14 protein-coding genes and 2 pseudogenes are annotated in these 20,650 nt (G+C 72.5%); 15 read left to right on the top strand and 1 reads right to left on the bottom strand.

All coding sequences use genetic code 11. From position 1 onward, the window contains the following. Positions 1 to 2: 2 nt before the first annotated feature. The 6 genes and pseudogenes from ACFVQG_RS08170 to ACFVQG_RS08145 all read left to right on the top strand — a co-directional run. Positions 3 to 476: pseudogene (locus ACFVQG_RS08170) on the top strand (ATPase, T2SS/T4P/T4SS family); the annotation flags it as partial. 14 nt (positions 477 to 490) lie between these two features. After that, positions 491 to 1,342 (top strand): type II secretion system F family protein, encoded by an 852-nt coding sequence (locus ACFVQG_RS08165; protein WP_383379719.1) that lies wholly within the window; start codon positions 491 to 493, stop codon positions 1,340 to 1,342. After that, a complete protein-coding gene (locus ACFVQG_RS08160; RefSeq protein ID WP_383378200.1) occupies positions 1,339 to 2,157 on the top strand; it encodes a type II secretion system F family protein in 819 nt (272 codons plus the stop codon). The genes ACFVQG_RS08165 and ACFVQG_RS08160 overlap by 4 nt, the downstream gene beginning before the upstream one ends. A 58-nt stretch (positions 2,158 to 2,215) precedes the next feature. After that, on the top strand, positions 2,216 to 2,425 hold the full coding sequence (locus tag ACFVQG_RS08155; RefSeq protein WP_383378198.1) for a DUF4244 domain-containing protein: 210 nt from the start codon (positions 2,216 to 2,218) through the stop codon (positions 2,423 to 2,425). Continuing rightward, positions 2,412 to 2,777 (top strand): TadE family type IV pilus minor pilin, encoded by a 366-nt coding sequence (locus ACFVQG_RS08150; RefSeq protein WP_383378196.1) that lies wholly within the window; start codon positions 2,412 to 2,414, stop codon positions 2,775 to 2,777. The genes ACFVQG_RS08155 and ACFVQG_RS08150 overlap by 14 nt, the downstream gene beginning before the upstream one ends. A 5-nt stretch (positions 2,778 to 2,782) precedes the next feature. Next, positions 2,783 to 3,097 (top strand): annotated as a pseudogene (locus ACFVQG_RS08145) (Rv3654c family TadE-like protein); the annotation flags it as partial. Between the two features lie 67 nt (positions 3,098 to 3,164). Here ACFVQG_RS08145 and ACFVQG_RS08140 read toward each other — a convergent pair. Then, a complete protein-coding gene (locus tag ACFVQG_RS08140; protein ID WP_383378194.1) occupies positions 3,165 to 5,708 on the bottom strand; it encodes a DEAD/DEAH box helicase in 2,544 nt (847 codons plus the stop codon). An 80-nt stretch (positions 5,709 to 5,788) separates the two neighbouring features. Here ACFVQG_RS08140 and bldG point away from each other — a divergent pair, with 80 nt between their 5' ends. The 9 genes from bldG to ACFVQG_RS08095 all read left to right on the top strand — a co-directional run bounded on the left by bldG (position 5,789) and on the right by ACFVQG_RS08095 (position 20,544). Continuing rightward, the gene (bldG, locus tag ACFVQG_RS08135; RefSeq protein ID WP_010986038.1) at positions 5,789 to 6,130 is read left to right on the top strand and encodes an anti-sigma factor antagonist BldG; all 342 of its coding nucleotides are present in this window, start codon (positions 5,789 to 5,791) and stop codon (positions 6,128 to 6,130) included. 103 nt (positions 6,131 to 6,233) lie between these two features. Continuing rightward, the gene (locus ACFVQG_RS08130) at positions 6,234 to 6,668 is read left to right on the top strand and encodes an ATP-binding protein (protein ID WP_383378192.1); all 435 of its coding nucleotides are present in this window, start codon (positions 6,234 to 6,236) and stop codon (positions 6,666 to 6,668) included. Positions 6,669 to 6,988: 320 nt separating this feature from the next. Continuing rightward, positions 6,989 to 9,403: a sodium-translocating pyrophosphatase gene (locus tag ACFVQG_RS08125; protein WP_383378190.1), complete on the top strand. Its 2,415-nt coding sequence runs from the start codon at positions 6,989 to 6,991 to the stop codon at positions 9,401 to 9,403. Between the two features lie 196 nt (positions 9,404 to 9,599). Beyond that, positions 9,600 to 10,196 (top strand): small secreted protein, encoded by a 597-nt coding sequence (locus ACFVQG_RS08120; RefSeq protein WP_383378188.1) that lies wholly within the window; start codon positions 9,600 to 9,602, stop codon positions 10,194 to 10,196. A gap of 404 nt (positions 10,197 to 10,600) precedes the next feature. Beyond that, positions 10,601 to 12,148: a methyltransferase gene (locus ACFVQG_RS08115; protein ID WP_383378186.1), complete on the top strand. Its 1,548-nt coding sequence runs from the start codon at positions 10,601 to 10,603 to the stop codon at positions 12,146 to 12,148. A gap of 234 nt (positions 12,149 to 12,382) precedes the next feature. Next, positions 12,383 to 12,580, top strand: a complete 198-nt coding sequence (locus ACFVQG_RS08110) for a hypothetical protein (RefSeq protein ID WP_383378184.1) — start codon at positions 12,383 to 12,385, stop codon at positions 12,578 to 12,580. Positions 12,581 to 12,847: 267 nt separating this feature from the next. Next, positions 12,848 to 15,703 carry a type I DNA topoisomerase gene (gene topA / locus ACFVQG_RS08105; RefSeq protein ID WP_383378181.1) on the top strand — a complete coding sequence of 952 codons (2,856 nt, stop codon included), beginning with the start codon at positions 12,848 to 12,850 and terminating at the stop codon, positions 15,701 to 15,703. Positions 15,704 to 16,037: 334 nt separating this feature from the next. Then, positions 16,038 to 19,235 (top strand): dTMP kinase, encoded by a 3,198-nt coding sequence (tmk, locus tag ACFVQG_RS08100; protein ID WP_383378179.1) that lies wholly within the window; start codon positions 16,038 to 16,040, stop codon positions 19,233 to 19,235. A 103-nt stretch (positions 19,236 to 19,338) separates the two neighbouring features. After that, positions 19,339 to 20,544, top strand: coding sequence for a DNA polymerase III subunit delta' (locus ACFVQG_RS08095; protein WP_383378176.1), 1,206 nt, complete (start codon positions 19,339 to 19,341; stop codon positions 20,542 to 20,544). The last annotated feature ends 106 nt before the right edge of the window (positions 20,545 to 20,650 follow it).

Raw genomic sequence — 20,650 nt, 5'->3', positions numbered from 1 at the left:
GCCATCTGCTGGCGGCGTTGAACACCGGGCACGAGGGCGGCTGCGGCACCGTCCACGCCAACGCCGCCGCGGATGTCCCGGCCCGCCTGGAGGCGCTCGGTACGGCGGCCGGGCTCGACCGGGCCGCGCTGCACAGCCAGTTGGCGGCTGCCCTGTCGGTGGTGCTGCACCTCGTGCGGGACCGGACCGGGCGGCGGCGGATCGCCGAGGTGCACGTCCTGGAGCGGGATCCCTCCGGACTGGTGCGGACGGTACCGGCGCTGCGGTGGGGAGCGGACGCCTTCGCCTATGAGCGGGGGTGGGAGCGGCTGGGTGGGCTGCTTCGTAGGGGGAGCGGGGTGCTGCGCGGGGCCCCGCAGGGAGGCGGTCCTGAGCCGCGAGGAGAGCGGGCCGCTTTGCAGGGAGAGCGGGCTGCTTCGCAGGGAGAGCGGGTTGCTCCGACGGGAGAGCGAGCTGGAGGGGAGCTGAAGTGGTGAACGGTGTGGGGGAGATGTCGTTGGGCGCGGCGCTGGTGTGTGCCGGAGCGGCGGCCTGGCTGATGAGCGGGTGGCATTCCGGGACGCGCCGGGCACAACTGCTGCTGGCGGGCGGTGGGGTCGTCGGGACGGGACCGCCTGGTCGCCAGCGGCTCGCTGATGGACTGCGGCGGGTTCGTGGGCGGTTGCGGGCCGAGTGGTGGGCCCTCGCCGCCGGGCTGGTGCTCGGGCTGCTGGGGGCCTCCGTGATGCCGGTCGTCGCGGGGGCGGCCGGAGTGCCACTGCTGCGCCGGGCCCGGCTGGCCCGGGAGGGGCGCCGCGCGCGGGAACGCCAGGCCGACGCGGTGATCGCGCTGTGCGGGGCGCTCGCCGGGGAGGTGCGTGCCGGGCGCCAGCCCGGTGAGGCGCTGCTGACAGCCGCGCGGGACACCGGAGGGCTCGGTGAGACGCAGGCGGCCGTGCTGGCGGCGGCGCGGTTCGGCGGCGATGTGCCGGAGGCGCTCACGGTCGCTGCCCGGCAGCCGGGGGCCGACGGGCTGCGGGGGCTCGCCGCGTGCTGGCGGGTCGCCGTGGACCAGGGAGCGGGGCTCGCCACCGGGCTCGACCGGCTCGACGGGGCGCTGCGCTCCGAACGCGACCAACGCGCTGAGCTGCGAGCCCAGTTGGCGGGCGCCCGCGCGACAGCCGTGATGCTCGCGGGGCTGCCCGCGCTGGGACTCCTCCTCGGCGCGGCCCTCGGTGCCGATCCGCTGCGGGTCCTGCTGCATACCGGTGCCGGACTGGGCTGCCTGCTGGCTGGAGGGGTGCTGGAGGCCGTCGGGGTGTGGTGGGTGCTGCGGATCGTGCGCAGGGCGGAGACGGCATGAACGAGGCGCTTGTCCACAGGCTGGGGATGTTCGGCGCGGCCGGGCTGGTGCTCGGGTGGCTGGTGTGGTGGCTCACCGGGGTGCGGCGCGGGCGGCGGGCCCGGCGGAGGCTGGCCGGGCTGCTGGGCATGGAGAGCGGGTCTGCCGTGTCGCGCCACGAGATCCGGGCCGCGCTGCGGTCGTGGCTGCCCCTGGTCGGGGTGGGGTGTGCCGGGTGGGTGCTGGTTGGTGGCGTTCTGGGCGGTGTCGCGGGCGCTGGCGTGGCCGCGGGGCTGTGGTGGTGGCGTCGGCGGCAGTCGGGGGCGGCGGTGGCTGACCGGGCTGGCGCATCTGCGCTCGGCTCCGCGGGTGGCGGGGACGCGCGGGAGGCCGCACGGCAGCTTCCCCTGGCCGCGGATCTTCTGGCGGCCTGCATCTCCGCGGGGGCCGGTCCGGTGATCGCGGCGCAGGCCGTGGGTGAGGCACTGGGCGGTCCGGTCGGGAAGGCCCTCGCGCGCGGGGCGGCGGAAGTGCGGCTCGGTGGCAAACCGGCCGCCGCCTGGGAGGGGTTGGCCTCGTCGCCCGGTGCCGGGCCCCTGGCGCGGCTGCTGGAGCGGGCCGATGTCTCCGGGCTCCCCGCCGCCGAGCCTGCCGTGCGCCTGGCAGCGGACGCCCGCGCGCAGTGGGCGCGGGACGCGACGGCGCGGGCCCGGCGGGCGGCCGTGATGGTGACGGCGCCGGTGGGGCTGTGCTTCCTGCCCGCGTTCATCGCGGTCGGCGTACTGCCCGTGGTGATCGGGCTCGCGGGTGAGGTGCTGGGCGGGGGTGGTGGATGAGAACGGGCGCCGTCCATGACCAGCAGTCAGCAGATCTGTGAGTGAAGGGGATGGGGACATGTACGAGGCGGTGTGTGCGCGGCTGCGCGCCCTGCGGTGCGGGGTGCGGGGAGCGCGGAGGGAAGCGGGGATGGTCACCTCCGAATACGCGGTTGGTCTTGTCGCGGCGGCGGCGTTCGCGGTGCTGCTCTACAAGGTGGTGACCAGTGGACAGGTCAGCGCGGAACTGCACGACATCGTGGAGCGGGCCCTCGATGCGCGGATGTGAGCGACGCGATGACCGGGGGTTCGTGACGGCGGAGACCGCTGTGGTGCTGCCGGTGCTGGTGATGTTCGCGATGGCGCTGGTGTGCGGGCTGCTGGCGGTGGCCGCGCAGATCCAGTGCGTGGACGCGGCCAGGACCGGGGCCCGTGCGGCGGCTCGGCAGGACCCGGCGGAGACCGTCCTGAGACTGACCCGCGCGGCGGCGCCCCGCGGCGCCGAGATCGACGTGGGCCGGGAGGGGGACCACGTCCGGGTGACGGTCGTGGCCCGGCCGCCGCTGCTGTCCGGGCTGCCGGTCGAGGTGCGGGAGGAAGCCGTGGCGCTGGCGGAGGAGACGGTGGGGGAGGTGCCGTGAGGCTGATGGCGGGTGGTCGTGACCGGGGGTCCGCCACCGTCTGGAGTGTCTGCCTGATCGCCGTCCTGTGCGTGGTGTTCGGCGTGGTGCTCGCCTTGGGGCAGGCCGTCGTGGCCCGGCACCGGGCGGCTGGTGCCGCCGACCTCGCGGCGCTCGCGGCGGCCGACCACTGGACCGGGGGCACCACCACGGCCTGTGCCCTGGCCGACCGGGTGGCCAGGGCACAGGGCACCCGGCTGGTGCGGTGCGCGATCGTCGGTGAGACGTCGGAGGTGACGGCGGCGTCGGGAGCGGGGCCGTTCACGGCGGAGGTCAGGGCACGGGCGGGACCGGCGGGATGGGGGCCGACCGCGCCCGCACCTACGGTGCCTCCGACCGCGCCCGCACCTACGGTGCCTCCGTCCACGCCTCCCCCGCGGGCTGGCCGACCCGCCCGGCCCGCTCCCCAGCCCCCGTATCCCCGTCCTCCGGCTCGGGCCTCTCCTCCGGCGCCCCCCGCAGCAGGACCGTGAGGAGTCGTACGGCGCCCCGCTTGTGCAAGGGGTCGTTGCCGTTGCCGCACTTGGGGGACTGGATGCAGGACGGGCAGCCCGCGTCGCACTCGCAGGAGGCGATGGCCTCGCGGGTGGCGGTGAGCCAGGCGCGGGCGGTGTGGAAGGCCCGCTCGGCGAAGCCCGCGCCGCCCGGGTGGCCGTCGTAGACGAAGACCGTGGGGAGGAGGGTGTCGGGATGCAGGGGGACGGAGACGCCGCCGATGTCCCAGCGGTCGCAGGTGGCGAAGAGGGGCAGCATGCCGATCGAGGCGTGCTCGGCGGCGTGCAGGGCGCCGCCGAGGATCTCCGGGATGATCCGGGCCTCGTCGAGCTGGTCCTTGGTGACCGTCCACCACACCGCGCGGGTGCGCAGCGTGCGAGGGGGGAGGTCGAGTTTCGACTCGCCGAGCACCTCGCCGGTGATGAGGCGGCGGCGGAGGAAGGAGACGACCTGGTTGGTGACCTCGACGGAGCCGTAGCAGAGGCGGCCGTCGCCCCATGGGATCTCGGTGTCCGTCTCCAGGACGGAGATGGCGGTGGTGTCGCGGGCGACGGTGGAGTACGGCGGGTTGGCCTCCTCGACCAGCGCGACCGAGTCGTCCAGGTCGAGGGAGCGGACCAGATAGGTGCGGCCCTGGTGGAGGTGGACCGCGCCCTCGTGGACGCTGGTGTGCGCGGCGCCCTCGTCGACCGTGCCCAGCAGCCGTCCGGTGGCGCTCTCGACGATCTGCACCGGTCGCCCGCCCTCGCCGCGGATGTCGGTGAGGTCGGCGGCCCGCTCCCGGCGCGTCCAGTGCCACGCCTTCGTGCGACGGCGCAGCAGCTTCGCGGCCTCCAGCTGCGGCAGCAGCTCCGCGCTGGCCGGACCGAAAAGCGACAGGTCCGCCTGCGTGAGGGGCAGTTCGGCGGCGGCGGCGCACAGGTGCGGGGCGAGGACGTAGGGGTTGTCGGGGTCGAGGACGGTGGATTCCACGGGCTGGTGGAAGAGGGCCTCGGGGTGGTGGACGAGATAGGTGTCCAGCGGGTCGTCGCGGGCGACCAGGACGGCCAGGGCACCCTGCCCGGAGCGTCCGGCCCGGCCAGCCTGCTGCCACAGGGAGGCGCGGGTGCCCGGATATCCGGCGATCACGACCGCGTCGAGGCCGGAGACGTCCACGCCGAGTTCCAGCGCGGTCGTCGCGGCGAGGCCGAGCAGGTCGCCGGAGTGCAGGGCGCGTTCCAGGGCGCGGCGTTCCTCGGGGAGGTAGCCGCCGCGGTAGGCCGCGACACGCCGGACCAGCGAGCGGTCGATCTCCGCGAGCCGTTCCTGGGCGATCACCGAGATCAGCTCGGCGCCGCGCCGGGAGCGCACGAAGGCGACGGAGCGCACGCCCTGAAGGGTCAGGTCGGTGAGCAGATCGGCGGTCTCGGCGGTGGCGGTGCGCCGGACGGGGGCGCCCTTCTCGCCCTGCATCTCGGTGAGAGGGGGCTCCCAGAGGGCGAAGACCAGCTCCCCGCGCGGGGAGGCGTCGTCGGCCACCTCGACGACCGGCAGCCCGGTCAGACGCCGGGCGGCCACCGCGGGCTGGGCGGCGGTCGCGGAGGCCAGCAGGAACACCGGGGAGGAGCCGTAGCGGGCGCACAGTCGGCGCAGTCGGCGCAGCACCTGGGCGACGTGCGAGCCGAAGACGCCGCGATAGGTGTGGCACTCGTCGATGACGACGTACTTCAGCGCCTTCAGGAAGGAGGACCAGCGCGGGTGGGACGGGAGTATGCCCCGGTGCAGCATGTCCGGGTTGGTCAGCACGTAGGTGGCGTACTGGCGGATCCATTCGCGTTCCTCGAACGGAGTATCGCCGTCGTACACAGATGCGCGGACCGCATTGCCCAGTGGATGTGAAAGTTCCTTCACGGCTCGGCACTGGTCCGCGGCCAGCGCCTTGGTGGGGGCCAGGTAGAGGGCGGTGGCGCCGCGGCCGTTGGGGGCCTCGGCGCCGTCCAGAAGGGTGGAGAAGACGGGGACGAGATAGGCCAGGGACTTGCCGGACGCGGTGCCGGTGGCGACGACCACCGAGTCGCCGTCCAGGGCGTGCTCGGCGGCGCGTGCCTGGTGGGCCCAGGGGTGCTCGATACCGGCGGTCTGCACGGCGGCGATGACTTCCGGACGGATCCGGTCCGGCCAGACGGCATGGCGGCCCTCGCGCGGGGGCAAGTGCTCCGTATGAGTGATGCGCGAAGCCCGGCTCGGCCCGGAGGCGAGCCGGTCCAGGACCATGTCCGGTGCGGGGCGGGGCACGAGGTCCGCCGGGTGTCGATCGGGTCGGTGATTCTTGGCCATCGGCACCGAGTGTGTCACTGGCGTGACGGACAATGGGCCCAAGGCGTCGTGCACGCCTGCCGGTAAGTGATTGAATGCCATCGCGGCTGGCGAACCGTCCCGGGGACTTCGCCGAGGTCTCACAAGGGGCGACCGCTCGATAGCAAGGTGCTGGAGGATCCGTGGACCTGTCCCTGTCGACCCGTACCGTCGGCGATCGTACGGTCGTCGAGGTCGGTGGCGAAATCGACGTATATACCGCGCCCAAGCTGCGCGAGCAGCTGGTCGAGCTGGTGAACGACGGGAATTTCCACCTCGTCGTGGACATGGAGGGCGTGGACTTCCTCGACTCCACCGGGCTCGGCGTACTGGTCGGCGGTTTGAAGCGTGTACGTGCCCATGAGGGCTCACTGCGCCTGGTCTGCAACCAGGAGCGCATTCTGAAGATCTTCCGCATCACCGGCCTCACCAAGGTGTTCCCGATTCACACCTCGGTCGAGGAAGCGGTAGCGGCCACCGACTGACCCGCGGCCCGGATGCCGTCCGGGCCGATGCAGCGCAAGACGGGGGGCGGGCTCTCGGCGGCCCGGCCCCCCGACAGCACGCCCGTAGCTCCGAGGGGGATGCATGGCCACCGTCGAACTCCGCTTCAGCGCGCTGCCCGAGCACGTGAGGACCGCCCGACTGGTGGCGGCCGCGGTGGCACGTAGGGCCGGAGTGGACGAGGCCGTCCTCGACGAGGTCAGGCTCGCCGTCGGTGAGGCGTGCACCCGCGCGGTCGGGCTGCACCAGACCGGCGGCATCACCGCGCCGGTCAAGGTGCTGCTGATCGAGGAGGAGAAGCAGTTCTCCATCGAGGTCGGCGACGAGGCGCCCCATGTGACGCCCGCGGAGCGGGCCGCCGGGGTCGAGGTGCCCGACGCGGAGGCCGAGGAGGACGAGATGGGCCTCGCGGTCATCAGCGGGCTCGTCGACGACGTCGAGGTGACCGCGGGGGAGCAGGGCGGGTCGATCCGTATGACCTGGCCGACCACGCCACCGCCGGGCGTCTCACTGTCCTGAGCCTGGCCAACCCGCCGATTTCCTGGCCCGAAGGGCCCCACGTGAGTGGGGCCCTTCGGCATGTGCGGCCACTGGGGTCTGTGCCTACAGTGATTGCGGATGCTTTTCGTGAAGCAATTCACGAACGGCGCCGGATCCCTTACCTGATCTCCGCCACATGCTTCAAAGGCATTACGCCATTAGGGTTCGGTGAGTTGTCGCGATCTTTTGCTGAGGAACAAGTGAAGGCGAATTCCGCTTACCGTGCACTGTTTTGATCAGGCTAAGATCCCTAGAATCCGTCCACATCTTGAGCTCAGCCCAAGCGTCAAGGAGGACGAATGGCGGGGCTTTCTACCCCTCATCAGCTGGACGATCCCTCTACTCTCGCGGCCGCAGTACTGACCGACGGCAACCGTGTCATCGTGATGGTCATCGCGGCCGTCGCGCTGGCTGCGCTTGTGGTCGCCGGTGTGCTGCTGCGGCAGGTGCTCGCCGCGGGCGAGGGCACCGACAGCATGAAGAAGATCGCGGCGGCGGTCCAGGAAGGCGCAAACGCCTATCTGGCCCGGCAGTTGCGCACGCTCGGCGTATTCGCCGTGATCGTCTTCTTCCTGCTCATGCTGCTACCCGCGGACGACTGGAATCAGCGCGCCGGCCGGTCGGTGTTCTTCTTGATCGGCGCGGCGTTCTCGGCGGCCACCGGCTATATCGGCATGTGGCTCGCCGTACGCAGCAATGTGCGCGTCGCCGCGGCGGCGCGTGAGGCGACTCCGGCCGAGGGTGAGCCGGAAAAGGATCTCACCGAGGTCTCCCACAAAGCGATGAAGATCGCTTTTCGTACGGGCGGCGTGGTCGGCATGTTCACGGTGGGCCTCGGCCTGCTGGGCGCCTCCTGTGTGGTGCTGGTGTACGCGGCCGACGCGCCGAAGGTGCTGGAGGGCTTCGGCCTCGGTGCCGCCCTCATCGCCATGTTCATGAGGGTCGGCGGCGGCATCTTCACCAAGGCCGCCGACGTCGGCGCCGACCTGGTCGGCAAGGTCGAGCAGGGCATTCCGGAGGACGACCCGCGCAATGCCGCGACCATCGCCGACAACGTGGGCGACAACGTCGGCGACTGCGCGGGCATGGCGGCCGACCTCTTCGAGTCGTACGCCGTCACCCTGGTCGCCGCGCTGATCCTCGGCACGGCGGCCTTCGGCGACTCGGGGCTGGCGTTCCCGCTGCTGGTGCCCGCCATCGGGGTGGTCACCGCGATGATCGGCATCTTCGCGGTCGCCCCGCGGCGCGCCGACCGCAGTGGGATGAGCGCGATCAACCGCGGTTTCTTCATCTCCGCGGTGATCTCGCTGGTGCTGGTGGCCATCGCGGCCTACGCCTATCTGCCGGGGACGTACGCCGAGCTGGACGGCGTCACCGACGCGGCGATCCGCGCCAAGGACGGTGACCCACGGCTGTTCGCGCTGGTCGCGGTCGCCATCGGCATTCTGCTCGCCGCCGTGATCCAGCAGCTCACCGGCTACTTCACCGAGACCACCCGGCGCCCGGTGAAGGACATCGGCAAGACCTCGCTCACCGGCCCCGCCACCGTCGTACTCGCCGGTATCTCGGTGGGCCTGGAGTCGGCCGTCTACACCGCGCTGCTGATCGGGCTCGGGGTGTACGGGGCGTTCCTGCTCGGCGGTACGTCGATCATGCTGGCGCTGTTCGCGGTGGCGCTGGCCGGGACCGGTCTGCTCACCACGGTCGGAGTGATCGTCGCGATGGACACCTTCGGGCCGGTCTCCGACAACGCGCAGGGCATCGCCGAGATGTCCGGTGACGTCGAGGGCGCGGGCGCGCAGGTGCTCACCAACCTGGACGCGGTGGGCAACACCACCAAGGCCATCACCAAGGGCATCGCCATCGCCACTGCCGTACTCGCGGCGGCGGCGCTTTTCGGGTCGTACCGCGACGCCATCACCACCGGCGCGCGCGACGTGGGCGAACAACTCACCGGCGAGGGCGCGCCCCTGACGCTGGCGATGGACATCTCCCAGCCCAACAACCTGGTCGGTCTGATCGCGGGCGCGGCGGTCGTCTTCCTCTTCTCCGGGCTCGCCATCAACGCGGTGTCGCGGTCGGCGGGTGCGGTGGTCTTCGAGGTGCGGCGGCAGTTCCGTGAGCGGCCGGGGATCATGGACTACAGCGAGAAGCCGGAGTACGGCAAGGTCGTCGACATCTGTACGAGGGACGCGTTGCGGGAGCTGGCCACGCCGGGCCTGCTCGCGGTCATGGCGCCGATCTTCGTCGGGTTCACGCTCGGCGTCGGCGCGCTGGGCGCGTTCCTGGCGGGCGCGATCGGTGCGGGCACGCTGATGGCGGTGTTCCTCGCCAACTCCGGTGGCGCCTGGGACAACGCCAAGAAGCTGGTGGAGGACGGTCACCACGGCGGCAAGGGCAGTGACGCCCATGCCGCGACCGTCATCGGGGACACGGTCGGTGACCCGTTCAAGGACACCGCCGGTCCCGCGATCAACCCGCTGCTGAAGGTGATGAACCTGGTGGCGCTGCTGATCGCACCGGCGGTCATCAAGTTCTCCTACGGAGAGGACGAGAACATCGGCGTACGGGTCGTGATCGCGGCGCTCGCCTTCGTGGTGATCGTCGGCGCGGTGTTCGTCTCCAAGCGGCGCGGAATCGCCATGGAGGACGAGGACGACGGCGACTCGGCCGATCCGTCGCCCAAGTCGGTCGACCCCGCGGCTGTTTCGTAGGGGCGCTCGGCAGCGAGGCCTGCTTCAAGGGGCGGGTGGGTGGCGCGTGTTGGCGCGCACCCACCCGCTTCACGATGTTCACGCCTTCTCCGTGAGCCTTCTCTCGCCTGGTATGAATCACTGCAATGATGGTCATATCGGACGCTCGCCGTACATTTGTCTCCCACATGGCGTGTATGTTCCGGGGCCGAGAGCCATGGAAGGGACCAATCCGGTGAACAAGAAGCTCGCGGCCGCACTGTCCGGCGGTGCGGTACTGGTACTGGCGCTGACGGGATGCAGCGGCGACGACGGCAACGAGAAGCTCGATGCCTGGGCCAAGGAGGTCTGCGACGGTGTGCAGCCGCAGGCCAAGAAGATCGCCGACGCGAATGCCGCGATCCAGAAGCAGACCTCGGACAACAGCAAGCCGGAGGAGGTCCAGAAGACCGACTCGCAGGCGTTCGAGGACATGTCCGAGGCCTACAAGGCCATCGGGGCGGCCGTGAACAAGGCCGGGGCCCCGGACGTCGAGAACGGCGAGAAGAAGCAGCAGGACGCCGTCAAGGAACTCAACGGCATCTCCTCCTCGTACGCCTCCCTCCAGAAGCAGGTCGACGAACTGGAGACCAAGGATCAGGCCAAGTTCGCCGATGGCCTCAAGGACATCGCCACCGAGCTGGAGACGCTCAGCAAGAGCGGCAACGACGCGCTGAAGGCCCTGGAGGAGGGTGAGGTCGGCGAGGCGATGAACCGCCAGGAGAGCTGCAAGAGCGCGACGTCCTCGGCTTCGGCGCCTGCGACACAGAGCTGACGAGGGCCGGGGCGGGGCAAAGGGGCTGTGCCGCCCCGGGGTGGCATCCCAGGTGGCGCGCCAGATGCCAGATGGGTGCTGGAGCCCGGGGCGCGCCAGATGGGTGCTTGAGCCCGGGGCGCGCCAGATGGGTGCTTGAGCCCGGGACGTGCCTGAGGGGGCGCTCTGCGTGGACGGGAGTCGGAGCCCGGGGCGGCCGGGGGGCGCCCCGCGTGGGACGGGAGCCGGAGCGTAGGGCGCCCGGCGTGGCGTTCCGCGTGGGCGCGAGCCGGAGTCCGGGGCGGAGGGGTGGCGCTCCCCGCGGACGGGAGCCGTAGGCCGGAGCGGACCGGCGGCGCCCGGAACCCGTGTCCAGACCCCCGCCCCGCGCGGAAGCCGACCCACCCCGCAGGGCGCGCGTCACAATGGGGGGCGTGAGTAACGCCACCCTGCCCCCGCTGCCCGCAACCGACCGCCCCGATGTCACCGCCCGGCTGCGGGACGCCCTGCTCGGCGCCGTCTTCACCGCCGACGGGCTGCTCGAACTGCTCGGCGCCCCCGCGTACGCGGCGCTGGCGCGCAGCGAGACCGTGCCCGCGCTCCGGGCGACCCGCGGGGACACGCCGCTGGAGACGCTCGTACGGCTGTTCCTGTTGCAGCAGCCCGTGCCGCACGCGCGCGTGGCGGGCGTGCTGCCCGTCGACGAGTGCCTGGACAGCGGCTGGCTGGTGCGCGTGGGCGGCGGCTCCGAACCCGGCGGTGCCCAGGTGGCCGCCACCGTGGACGTACGGCCGTACGGCGGACCCGGCGGCGAGGACTGGTTCATCGTGTCGGACCTGGGCTGCGCGGTCGGCGGGGCGGGCGGCATCGGCAGGCGGGACGAGGGCGTCGTCCTGGGCGTCGGCGGCGCCTCGACGACGCTGGCCGGGATCACCGTCCGTACGCCCGTCGCCAGCGCCCTCGACCTCGGAACCGGGTCCGGCATCCAGGCCCTGCACGCCGCCGGGCACGCCACGCGCGTGACGGCGACCGACGTGAACCCGCGCGCGCTGCACATCACCGCGCTGACGCTCGCGCTGTCCGGTGCCCCGGCCGCGGAGCTGCGCGAGGGGTCGCTGTTCGAGCCGGTCCGGGACGGGGAGACGTACGACCTGATCGTGTCGAACCCGCCGTTCGTGATCTCTCCCGGCGCCCGGCTGACCTACCGCGACGGCGGGATGGGCGGGGACGATCTGTGCCGCTCGCTCGTTCAGCAGTCGGGGGAACGGCTGAACATGGGCGGGTTCGCGCAGTTCCTCGCCAACTGGCAGCACGTGGCAGGGGAGGACTGGCAGGACAGGGTGCGGTCGTGGGTGCCGCGGGGGTGCGACGCCTGGATCGTGCAGCGCGAGGTGCAGGACGTCACGCAGTACGCCGAGCTGTGGCTGCGCGACGCCGGTGACCACCGCGCCGATCCGGCCGAGTACCAGGCGCGGTACGACGCGTGGCTGGACGAGTTCGAGGCGCGCAAGGTGAAGGGGGTGGGATTCGGCTGGATCACACTGCGCAGGACGGGGGCCGCCGTGCCCTCGGTGACCGTCGAGGAATGGCCGCATCCGGTCGAACAGCCGCTCGGCGAGACGATCCGGGCGCACTTCGCGCGGCTCGACCACCTCCGCACGCGCGATGACGCGGCCCTGCTCGAGGAACGCTTCCGGCTGGCCGCCGAAGTCGTGCAGGAGCAGGTCGGGCTGCCCGGCGCCGAGGATCCCGAGCACGTCGTACTGCGGCAGAACCGCGGGATGCGCCGGGCCACCAGGGTCGACACGGTCGGCGCGGGCTTCGCGGGCGTCTGCGACGGCTCGCTGACCGCGGGGCGCATTCTGGACGCCATCGCCCAGCTGGTGGGCGAGGACCCGGTCCTGCTGCGGGACCGCACCCCCGCGCAGATCCGGCTGCTGGTGGAGCAGGGCTTCCTCGACCCGGTGGACTGAGCGGGGCGCGTCCGAGCGGGTGCGCCATGCCGTCGGACGGGTGTGACCAATCTGGCCATGGTGTGTTCCACGGGCCCTCGGGTGGAACGGAGAGTGCCGTGGGGCGTCCTCGGCGGCCGGATCCCGGCCGCTGTCGGCTCCACGTTCACCTCAGGTTCGCCTGGGCGCGGCCCGCGCGTGTCAACCTCCGGTGGACTGGGCACTCGGGACCGGAGAAAAGGGGCGCGGACGGCCATGGAGAGTGGACCGGCGATCTTCGCGGGCGTGGTGTTCGCCCTGTTCGGAAGCGGCTTGTTGGTGTGGACGGCGGCCCGGCTGCGGCACCGTGAGACCGTCGCCCAGGGTGTGAGCCCCGTCGCATCGGCGGCCGTCGCGAGCGCCGCCGGAGTGCTCGCGCTGGCCCTCGGCACGTGGTGCTTCACCCGCCTCTGAAGACGGCGCAGGTGCTCCCTCCCGGGCACGGAGGCATCGGCCACCGGGTAACTGAGAGGTGATGCTCCGGAACGACCCGAAGGGGCGGGTGTCGACGCTGGGCGGCAGGAATGGCGGGAGTCGGGTTACCGTTCGAGTGGCCGTTGCGGGCTTTTCCCGTTTGACACGGGGGCGGGATGTACCGTCACACTCCGCAGCGTCACCAGTACCCACCCCCGGGACGTAGGCCTGGGGAGGCCCCAGCGTCGACCGGAGAGAAGAGCGAAGTTGTCCCCGACCAGCGAGACCGCGAAGGGCGGCCGCCGACTCGTCATCGTCGAGTCGCCTGCCAAGGCGAAGACGATCAAGGGCTATCTCGGCCCTGGCTACGTCGTCGAGGCGAGCGTCGGGCACATTCGCGACCTTCCCAACGGCGCCGCCGAGGTGCCCGAGAAGTACACCGGCGAGGTGCGCCGCCTCGGTGTGGACGTCGAACACGACTTCCAGCCGATCTATGTGGTGAACGCCGACAAAAGGGCCCAGGTCAAGAAGCTCAAGGACCTCCTGAAGGATTCGGACGAACTCTTCCTGGCCACCGATGAGGACCGCGAGGGCGAGGCCATCGCCTGGCACCTCCAGGAAGTCCTCAAGCCGAAGATCCCGGTCAAGCGCATGGTGTTCCACGAGATCACCAAGGACGCGATCCGGGCGGCCGTGGCCAACCCGCGCCAGCTCAACCAGAAGCTCGTCGACGCCCAGGAGACCCGCCGCATCCTCGACCGCCTCTACGGCTACGAGGTCTCCCCGGTGCTGTGGAAGAAGGTCATGCCGCGACTGTCGGCGGGCCGTGTGCAGTCCGTCGCCACCCGGCTCGTGGTGGAGCGGGAACGCGAGCGCATCGCGTTTCGTTCCGCTGAGTACTGGGACCTGACGGGCACCTTCGCGACCGGCCGCGCGGGGGACGCGTCGGACCCGTCGTCGCTGGTCGCCCGCCTCCAGACCGTCGACGGCAGGCGGATCGCGCAGGGCCGCGACTTCGACTCCCTGGGACAGCTGAAGAGCGCGAACATCCTCCACCTCGACGAGGCGAACGCCCGCGCCCTCGCCGCCGCCCTGGAGAACACCCAGTTCTCCGTGCGGTCCGTCGAGTCCAAGCCGTACCGCCGCTCACCGTACGCCCCGTTCCGTACGACGACGCTCCAGCAGGAGGCCTCCCGCAAGCTCGGCTTCGGGGCGAAGGCCACCATGCAGGTCGCGCAGAAGCTGTACGAGAACGGCTACATCACGTACATGCGTACGGACTCGACGACCCTGAGTGACACCGCGGTCGCCGCCGCCCGCGCCCAGGTCACCCAGCTCTACGGTGCCGACTACCTGCCGCCGCAGCCGCGGACGTACGCCGGGAAGGTCAAGAACGCGCAGGAGGCGCACGAGGCGATCCGCCCCTCGGGTGATCGTTTCCGCACCCCCGCCGAGACCGGGCTGACCGGCGACCAGTTCAAGCTCTACGAGCTGATCTGGAAGCGGACGGTCGCCTCCCAGATGAAGGACGCGACCGGCAACAGCGTCACGGTCAAGATCGGCGGCACCGCGGCCGACGGCCGGGACGTCGAGTTCAGCGCCTCCGGCAAGACGATCACCTTCCACGGCTTCCTGAAGGCCTACGTCGAGGGTGCCGACGACCCCAACGCCGAGCTGGACGACCGCGAGCGCAGGCTCCCGCAGGTCAGCGAGGGCGACCGGCTCACCGCCGAGGAGATCACCGCCGACGGCCACGCCACCAAGCCGCCCGCCCGCTACACCGAGGCCTCGCTGGTCAAGGAGCTGGAAGAACGCGAGATCGGCCGCCCGTCGACGTATGCCTCGATCATCGGCACGATCCTCGACCGCGGCTATGTGTTCAAGAAGGGCACGGCGCTCGTCCCGTCCTTCCTGTCCTTCGCCGTGGTGAACCTCCTGGAGAAGCACTTCGGGCGGCTCGTCGACTACGACTTCACCGCCAAGATGGAGGACGACCTCGACGCCATCGCCCGTGGCGAGGCACAGGCCGTGCCGTGGCTGCGGCGCTTCTACTTCGGCGAGGGCACGGGCAACGGCGGCGCTGCCGACGCGGGCAACGGCGACGGCGACCACCTCGGCGGCCTCAAGGAACTGGTCACCGACCTGGGCGCCATCGACGCCCGCGAGGTGTCCTCGTTCCCGGTCGGCAACGACATCGTGCTGCGCGTCGGCCGCTACGGCCCGTACATCGAGCGCGGCGAGAAGGACACCGAGCAGCACCAGCGCGCCGACATCCCCGACGACCTGGCGCCGGACGAGCTGAACGTCGAGCTGGCGGAGGAACTGCTCGCCAAGCCGAGCGGTGACTTCGAACTGGGCGTCGACCCGTCGACGGGCCACACGATCGTCGCCAAGGACGGCCGCTACGGCCCGTACGTCACCGAGGTGCTCCCCGAGGGCACCCCGAAGACCGGCAAGAACGCCGTGAAGCCGCGTACGGCCTCGCTGTTCAAGTCGATGTCGCTGGACACGGTGACGCTCGACGACGCGCTGAAGCTGATGTCGCTGCCGCGGACCGTCGGCACCGACGCGGACGGCGTCGAGATCACCGCGCAGAACGGCCGCTACGGCCCGTATCTGAAGAAGGGCACCGACTCGCGGTCCCTCCAGACCGAGGACCAGCTTTTCACCATCACGCTGGAGGAGGCGCAGGCGATCTACGCCCAGCCCAAGCAGCGTGGCCGGGCCGCCGCGAAGCCGCCGCTGAAGGAACTGGGCGAGGACCCGGTCAGCGGGAAGCCGGTCGTGGTGAAGGACGGCCGCTTCGGCCCGTACGTCACCGACGGCGAGACCAACGCGACCCTGCGCTCCGGCGACAGCGTCGAGGAGATCACTCCCGAGCGCGGCTTCGAACTGCTCGCCGAGAAGCGGGCGAAGGCGCCCGCCAAGAAGACGGCGAAGAAGGCCCCGGCGAAGAAGACGGCCGCCAAGAAGGCGACGGCCACGAAGTCGACGGCCACGAAGAAGACGGCTGCCGCCAAGAAGACGACCGCGAAGAAGACCGCGACCGCGAAGACCACGGCGGCGAAGAAGACGACGACCGCGAAGAAGGCGACGGCTTCGCGGGCGACGTCCGAGGACTGAGCGCGCCTCCTTTCGGGCGGCTGGGCGTGCTCCTGTACGGCTGGGCCGCTTTCGGACGGCTGAGCCTGCTTCTGGACGGCTCGGCCCGCTTTCGGGCGGGTTGGGCGGCGCGGCGGTCCGTGAGGGCGCCGCGGGGGCCGTCGTAGGGACGGGCGGCGCGTTCCGTGAGGACGCCGCAGGGCCGTCGTAGGGACGGGCGGCGCGGTTCGCCATGCGGCGCGGCGCCGTGCTCCCGGTTCGCAGAACGAACGCCCCGGCATCGCTTCGATACCGGGGCGTGCGAACGTTCGGGTGAGCGCACTGGCGTGTCGGTGCGGGCCGATAGGCTGAAAGCATGACGCGAGCCGAGCAGCCTACGGCCCACCACCCGGCCCCCGACGACGCCCTGGTCGCTGATTCCCGCGAGCGTGCGGTCCGCGCCCTGCTGCGCCGACCGCAGTTGAGGAGGTTGTGGAGCGCACAGCTCGTGAGCGGGGTCGGTGACACCCTCGCGCTGCTGGTGCTGGTCCTCCTCGCCCTCCAGGCGGCCATCGCCGAGGGCTCCTTCGGGGGCGGCTACCGCGGTGTGGCGTTCGCAGTGGCGACCGTCTTCGCGGCGCGGATTCTGGCCACCCTGCTGTTCGGCGCCGTACTCCTCGGCCCGCTCACCTCGCTCACCTCGCAGGACGGTCCGCTGGACCGCCGCTGGACGATGGTCGGCGCGGACGGGCTGCGGGCCGTGCTGCTGATCATCGCGCCGCTGTGGATCGACTGGACGCCGGACGACGCGCTGGCCTTCCTGCTGGTCACCGCGTTCGTGACCGGGGTCGCCGAGCGCTTCTGGACGGTATGCCGGGAGAGCGCCGCGCCCGCGCTGCTGCCCGCCCCGCCCCCGGAGGGCGCGACGGTACGGCCGCTGCCGGACCACATGGACGCGCTGCGCCGCCTGTCCCTGCGGACGAGTTTCGTGGCGGTCCCGCTCGCGGGTGCCGTCCTGGTCGTCGCGGGATTGTCCAACAATCTGCTGGGTGCCGGGATCGACTGGTTCGCCCAGCATCAGGCCGCCCTGGCCTCGTATGTCGCCGCCGGTCTGTTCGCCGCGTCGCTGTCCGTGCTGACCTTCCTGGAACTGCCCGGCACGCGCACCCCGCGCGCGCGGTCCCCGCTGGAGGGCCTGCGCCGCCCGAAGACCGGTACGGGCCCGGACCGGGGCCGCACCGGCGCCATCACGCTGCTGGTGCTGGCCAGCGCCTCCGTCGCCGGGGCGGTCGCGGCGGCCGTCGCCGTGTCCGTGCTGCACGCCAAGGACCTGGGCGGCGGCCCGGTGACGTACGGCCTGCTGGTGCTCGCGCTGACCGGCGGTGTCGTCGTCGGCATCCGTACGGCGCCGAAGGTGCTGACGTCGCTGTCGCGGCGCCGCCTGCTGGCGCTGGCGATCGCCTTCACCGGCGTCGCGCTGCTGGCCGCCGGGCTGGTCCCGGACGTCACCACCGTGCTGCTGATCGTCGCGCTCGCCGGTGTCGGCGCGGGCGTCGCCGCCAACACCGGGCACACCCTGCTCGACCAGGAGGCCGAGGACTTCCGGCGGGCCCGGACGACCGAGCACCTGCACGCGGTGGTCCGCGTCCTGGTGGCGCTCGGCGCGCTGATCGCGCCCCTGTTCGCGGCGCTCATCGGGCCGCACCGCCTGGAGAGCGGCAAGTTCGTGTTCGCGCACGGCGGGGCGGCCTTCACCCTGATGCTGGTCGGCGCGCTGCTGCTGCCGGTGGCGGCGCTGGTGCTCGCCAAGCTCGACGACCGCTCCGGAGTGCCCCTGCGCACCGACCTGCGGGACGCGCTGCTCGGCGGCGACGAACCGGTGACGGCGCCCACGGCGTCGGGCTTCTTCATCGCCCTGGAGGGCGGCGACGGCGCGGGCAAGTCCACCCAGGCCGAGGCGCTCGCCGAGTGGATCAGGGCCAAGGGCCACGAGGTGGTGCTCACGCGCGAGCCGGGTGCCACACCGGTCGGCAAGCGGCTGCGCTCCATACTGCTGGACGTGTCGTCGGCGGGACTGTCCCACCGCGCGGAGGCGCTGCTGTACGCCGCGGACCGCGCGGAGCACGTCGACACCGTCGTACGGCCCGCGCTGGAGCGCGGCGCGGTGGTGATCTCCGACCGCTACATCGACTCGTCGGTGGCGTACCAGGGCGCGGGCCGCGACCTCTCCCCGACCGAGATCGCGCGGATCTCCCGCTGGGCGACGAACGGACTGGTGCCGCATCTGACGGTCCTGCTGGACGTGTCCCCGGAGGCCGCGCGTGAGCGGTTCACCGAGGCGCCGGACCGGCTGGAGTCGGAGCCCGCGGAGTTCCACGCGCGCGTGCGGTCCGGTTTCCTGACGCTGGCCGCCGCCGACCCCGGGCGGTATCTCGTCGTCGACGCCGGGCAGGAGCCCGAGGCGGTCACGACCGTGATCCGGCACCGGCTCGACCAGACGCTGCCGCTGTCCGAGGCCGAGATCCAGGCCCGTGAGGAGGCCCGCCGGAAGGCCGAGGAGGAGGCACGCCGCAAGGCCGAGGAAGAGGCCGCCCGCAAGGCCGAGGAGGAGCGCCTGGAGCGGGAGCGCCAGGAGCAGCTCGCCCGGCTGCGCGCCGAGGAGGAGGAGCGCAAGCGGCGCGAGCTGGAGGAGGCGCAGCGCCGCGAGGCCGAACGGCAGGCGGAGGAGGCCCGGCAGCGGGCCGAGGAAGCACGTCGACGGGCCGAGGAGGAGCGGCAGCGGCTGCTCGCCGAGGAGAAGGCGCGCGCCGAGGAGGAGGCCCGCCGCAAGGCGGAGGAGGACCGTCGCCGTCAGCAGGCCGAGGAAGAGGCACGGCTGCGGGCCGAGGCGGAGGCGCGGCGCCTGGAGAAGCAGCGCAAGGCCGAGGAGGCGTTGCTGCGCGCCGAGGAGGCACGCCGGGCGGCGGAGCAGGCGGCGGCCGCCGCGGCGGCCGGTCCCCGGCAGCCGACGCCTCCCGTGGTGTCGCCGGAGGCGCTGACCGAGCCGACGCCGGTGATCACGTCCCCCGACGCCGGGCCGACCGCCGACGGCCGGGGCTCCGACGCCGAGGTGACCGCCGAACTCCCGCAGCCCGGGGAGCCCTCGGGCGCGGCGGACGAGACGGCCGTACTGCCGCAGTTCACGCCCGGCGCGGCGGACGAGACGGCGGTGCTGCCGCCGGTGCCGTCGGAGGGGACCGCCGTATCGCCTCCGAGGGCGGCGGACGAGACCGCCGTATCGCCTCCGGGGGCGGCGGACGAGACCGCCGTACTGCCGCCGGTGCGGGACGAGAACCCCGCGGACCGGGTGCCGTCGGACTTCTTCCGCAAGGCGGAGCCGGAGCCCGACCGGGGCGAGGACCGTACGCGTGAGCTGCCGCAGGTCGACCCCGAGGCCGCGCGGCGTCGCCGTACGCGCTCCGACTGGGCCGAGGAGACGCCGCTGGACGACCTGCCGAGCCTCGCGGACGAACTGCTCGGTGGGTACGAGGACGAGGGGCGCGAGGACGGGGGCGGCCGGGGGCGTCGGAGCTGAGGCGGGGCGCGGCGTGGGGCGCGCTGGGGCGGCGTTGTCAGTGGTGGCCCGCACAATGGAAGCCGCGACGCGAGATGTGTGCGAGGGAAAGGCGGCGTGACCCATGAGCGTGTGGGACGACCTGGTCGGCCAGGAGAAGGTGAGCGAGCAGCTCGATGCCGCTGCCCGGGACGCCGACGCCCTGGTCACCGCGGTCGCCGCGGCCGAGCCGCTGCCCGAGACGTCGAAGATGACGCACGCCTGGCTGTTCACGGGCCCGCCCGGAGCGGGGCGCGTCCAGGTGGCGCGGGCCTTCGCCGCGGCGCTCCAGTGCGTCAGCCCCGACCGCGCCCTGGGCGGCACCCCCGGCTGCGGCTTCTGCGACGGCTGCCACACCACCCTGGTCGGCACCCACGCCGATGTCACCACGGTCGCCGCGGTCGGCAGCCAGATCCTCGCCGACGACATGCGCGACACCGTCCGCAAGTCGTTCACCTCACCGGCGACCGGCCGCTGGCAGGTCATCCTCGTCGAGGACGCCGAGCGGCTGAACGAGAAGTCGGCCAACGCCGTCCTCAAGGCGGTGGAGGAGCCCGCGCCGCGCACGGTCTGGCTGCTCTGCGCGCCCTCGATCGAGGACGTGCTGCCCACCATCCGCTCCCGCTGCCGCCACCTGAATCTGCGGACGCCCGGGGTCGACGCCATCGCGGACATGCTCGTACGCCGTGAGGGCGTCGAGCCGGAGGTCGCCGCCGCGGCGGCCCGCGCGACGCAGGGCCATGTCGACCGCGCCCGCCGCCTCGCCACCGATCCGGCCGCCCGGGAGCGCCGGGCCGCCGTGCTGAAGCTGCCGCTGCGGATCGATGACGTCGGTGGTGGGCTCAAGGCCGCGCAGGAACTGGTGGACGCGGCCGCGGAGGACGCCAAGCAGCTCGCGGAGGAGATGGACGGCAAGGAGACCGAGGAGCTGAAGGCGGCGCTGGGCGCGGTCCAGGGCGGTCGGCTGCCGCGCGGCACGGCGGGCGTGGTGAAGGACCTGGAGGACAAGCAGAAGCGCCGCCGCACGCGGACGCAGCGCGACAGCCTCGATCTCGCCCTGACCGACCTCACCGCCTTCTACCGCGACGTCCTCGCCCTCCAGCTCGGCTCCCGTATCGCCCTCGCCAACACCGACGCCGAGGACGCCCTGGAGCGGCTGGCCCGCGGCAGCTCACCGGAGTCGACCCTGCGCCGGATAGAGGCCATCGCCGCGTGCCGCGAGGCCCTGGACCGCAATGTGGCGCCGCTGCTGGCGGTGGAGGCGATGACGATGGCGCTGAGAGCGGGCTGAGCGGCGGGACCGGCCGCCGAGACTGGCCCGGACCGACCGGCCGTGTCACTCGTACGGGCAATTCCGCGCACGCAGGGCGTTCATCCCGTAGCGCAGAGTTACGCTC

Origin of the sequence: Streptomyces sp. NPDC057877 (assembly GCF_042796855.1) — a bacterium.
Classification (GTDB): Bacteria; Actinomycetota; Actinomycetes; order Streptomycetales; family Streptomycetaceae; genus Streptomyces.
This window is presented reverse-complemented; position numbering and strand designations above follow the sequence as displayed.

Coding starts and splice junctions, on each gene's coding strand:
- ACFVQG_RS08165 (WP_383379719.1), top strand. CDS start 491: ATGTCGTTGGGCGCGGCGCTGGTGTGTGCCGGAGCGGCGGCCTGGCTG.
- ACFVQG_RS08160 (WP_383378200.1), top strand. CDS start 1,339: ATGAACGAGGCGCTTGTCCACAGGCTGGGGATGTTCGGCGCGGCCGGG.
- ACFVQG_RS08155 (WP_383378198.1), top strand. CDS start 2,216: ATGTACGAGGCGGTGTGTGCGCGGCTGCGCGCCCTGCGGTGCGGGGTG.
- ACFVQG_RS08150 (WP_383378196.1), top strand. CDS start 2,412: ATGCGCGGATGTGAGCGACGCGATGACCGGGGGTTCGTGACGGCGGAG.
- ACFVQG_RS08140 (WP_383378194.1), bottom strand. CDS start 5,708: ATGGCATTCAATCACTTACCGGCAGGCGTGCACGACGCCTTGGGCCCA.
- ACFVQG_RS08130 (WP_383378192.1), top strand. CDS start 6,234: ATGGCCACCGTCGAACTCCGCTTCAGCGCGCTGCCCGAGCACGTGAGG.
- ACFVQG_RS08125 (WP_383378190.1), top strand. CDS start 6,989: ATGGCGGGGCTTTCTACCCCTCATCAGCTGGACGATCCCTCTACTCTC.
- ACFVQG_RS08120 (WP_383378188.1), top strand. CDS start 9,600: ATGGAAGGGACCAATCCGGTGAACAAGAAGCTCGCGGCCGCACTGTCC.
- ACFVQG_RS08115 (WP_383378186.1), top strand. CDS start 10,601: ATGGGGGGCGTGAGTAACGCCACCCTGCCCCCGCTGCCCGCAACCGAC.
- ACFVQG_RS08110 (WP_383378184.1), top strand. CDS start 12,383: ATGGAGAGTGGACCGGCGATCTTCGCGGGCGTGGTGTTCGCCCTGTTC.
- tmk (WP_383378179.1), top strand. CDS start 16,038: ATGACGCGAGCCGAGCAGCCTACGGCCCACCACCCGGCCCCCGACGAC.
- ACFVQG_RS08095 (WP_383378176.1), top strand. CDS start 19,339: ATGAGCGTGTGGGACGACCTGGTCGGCCAGGAGAAGGTGAGCGAGCAG.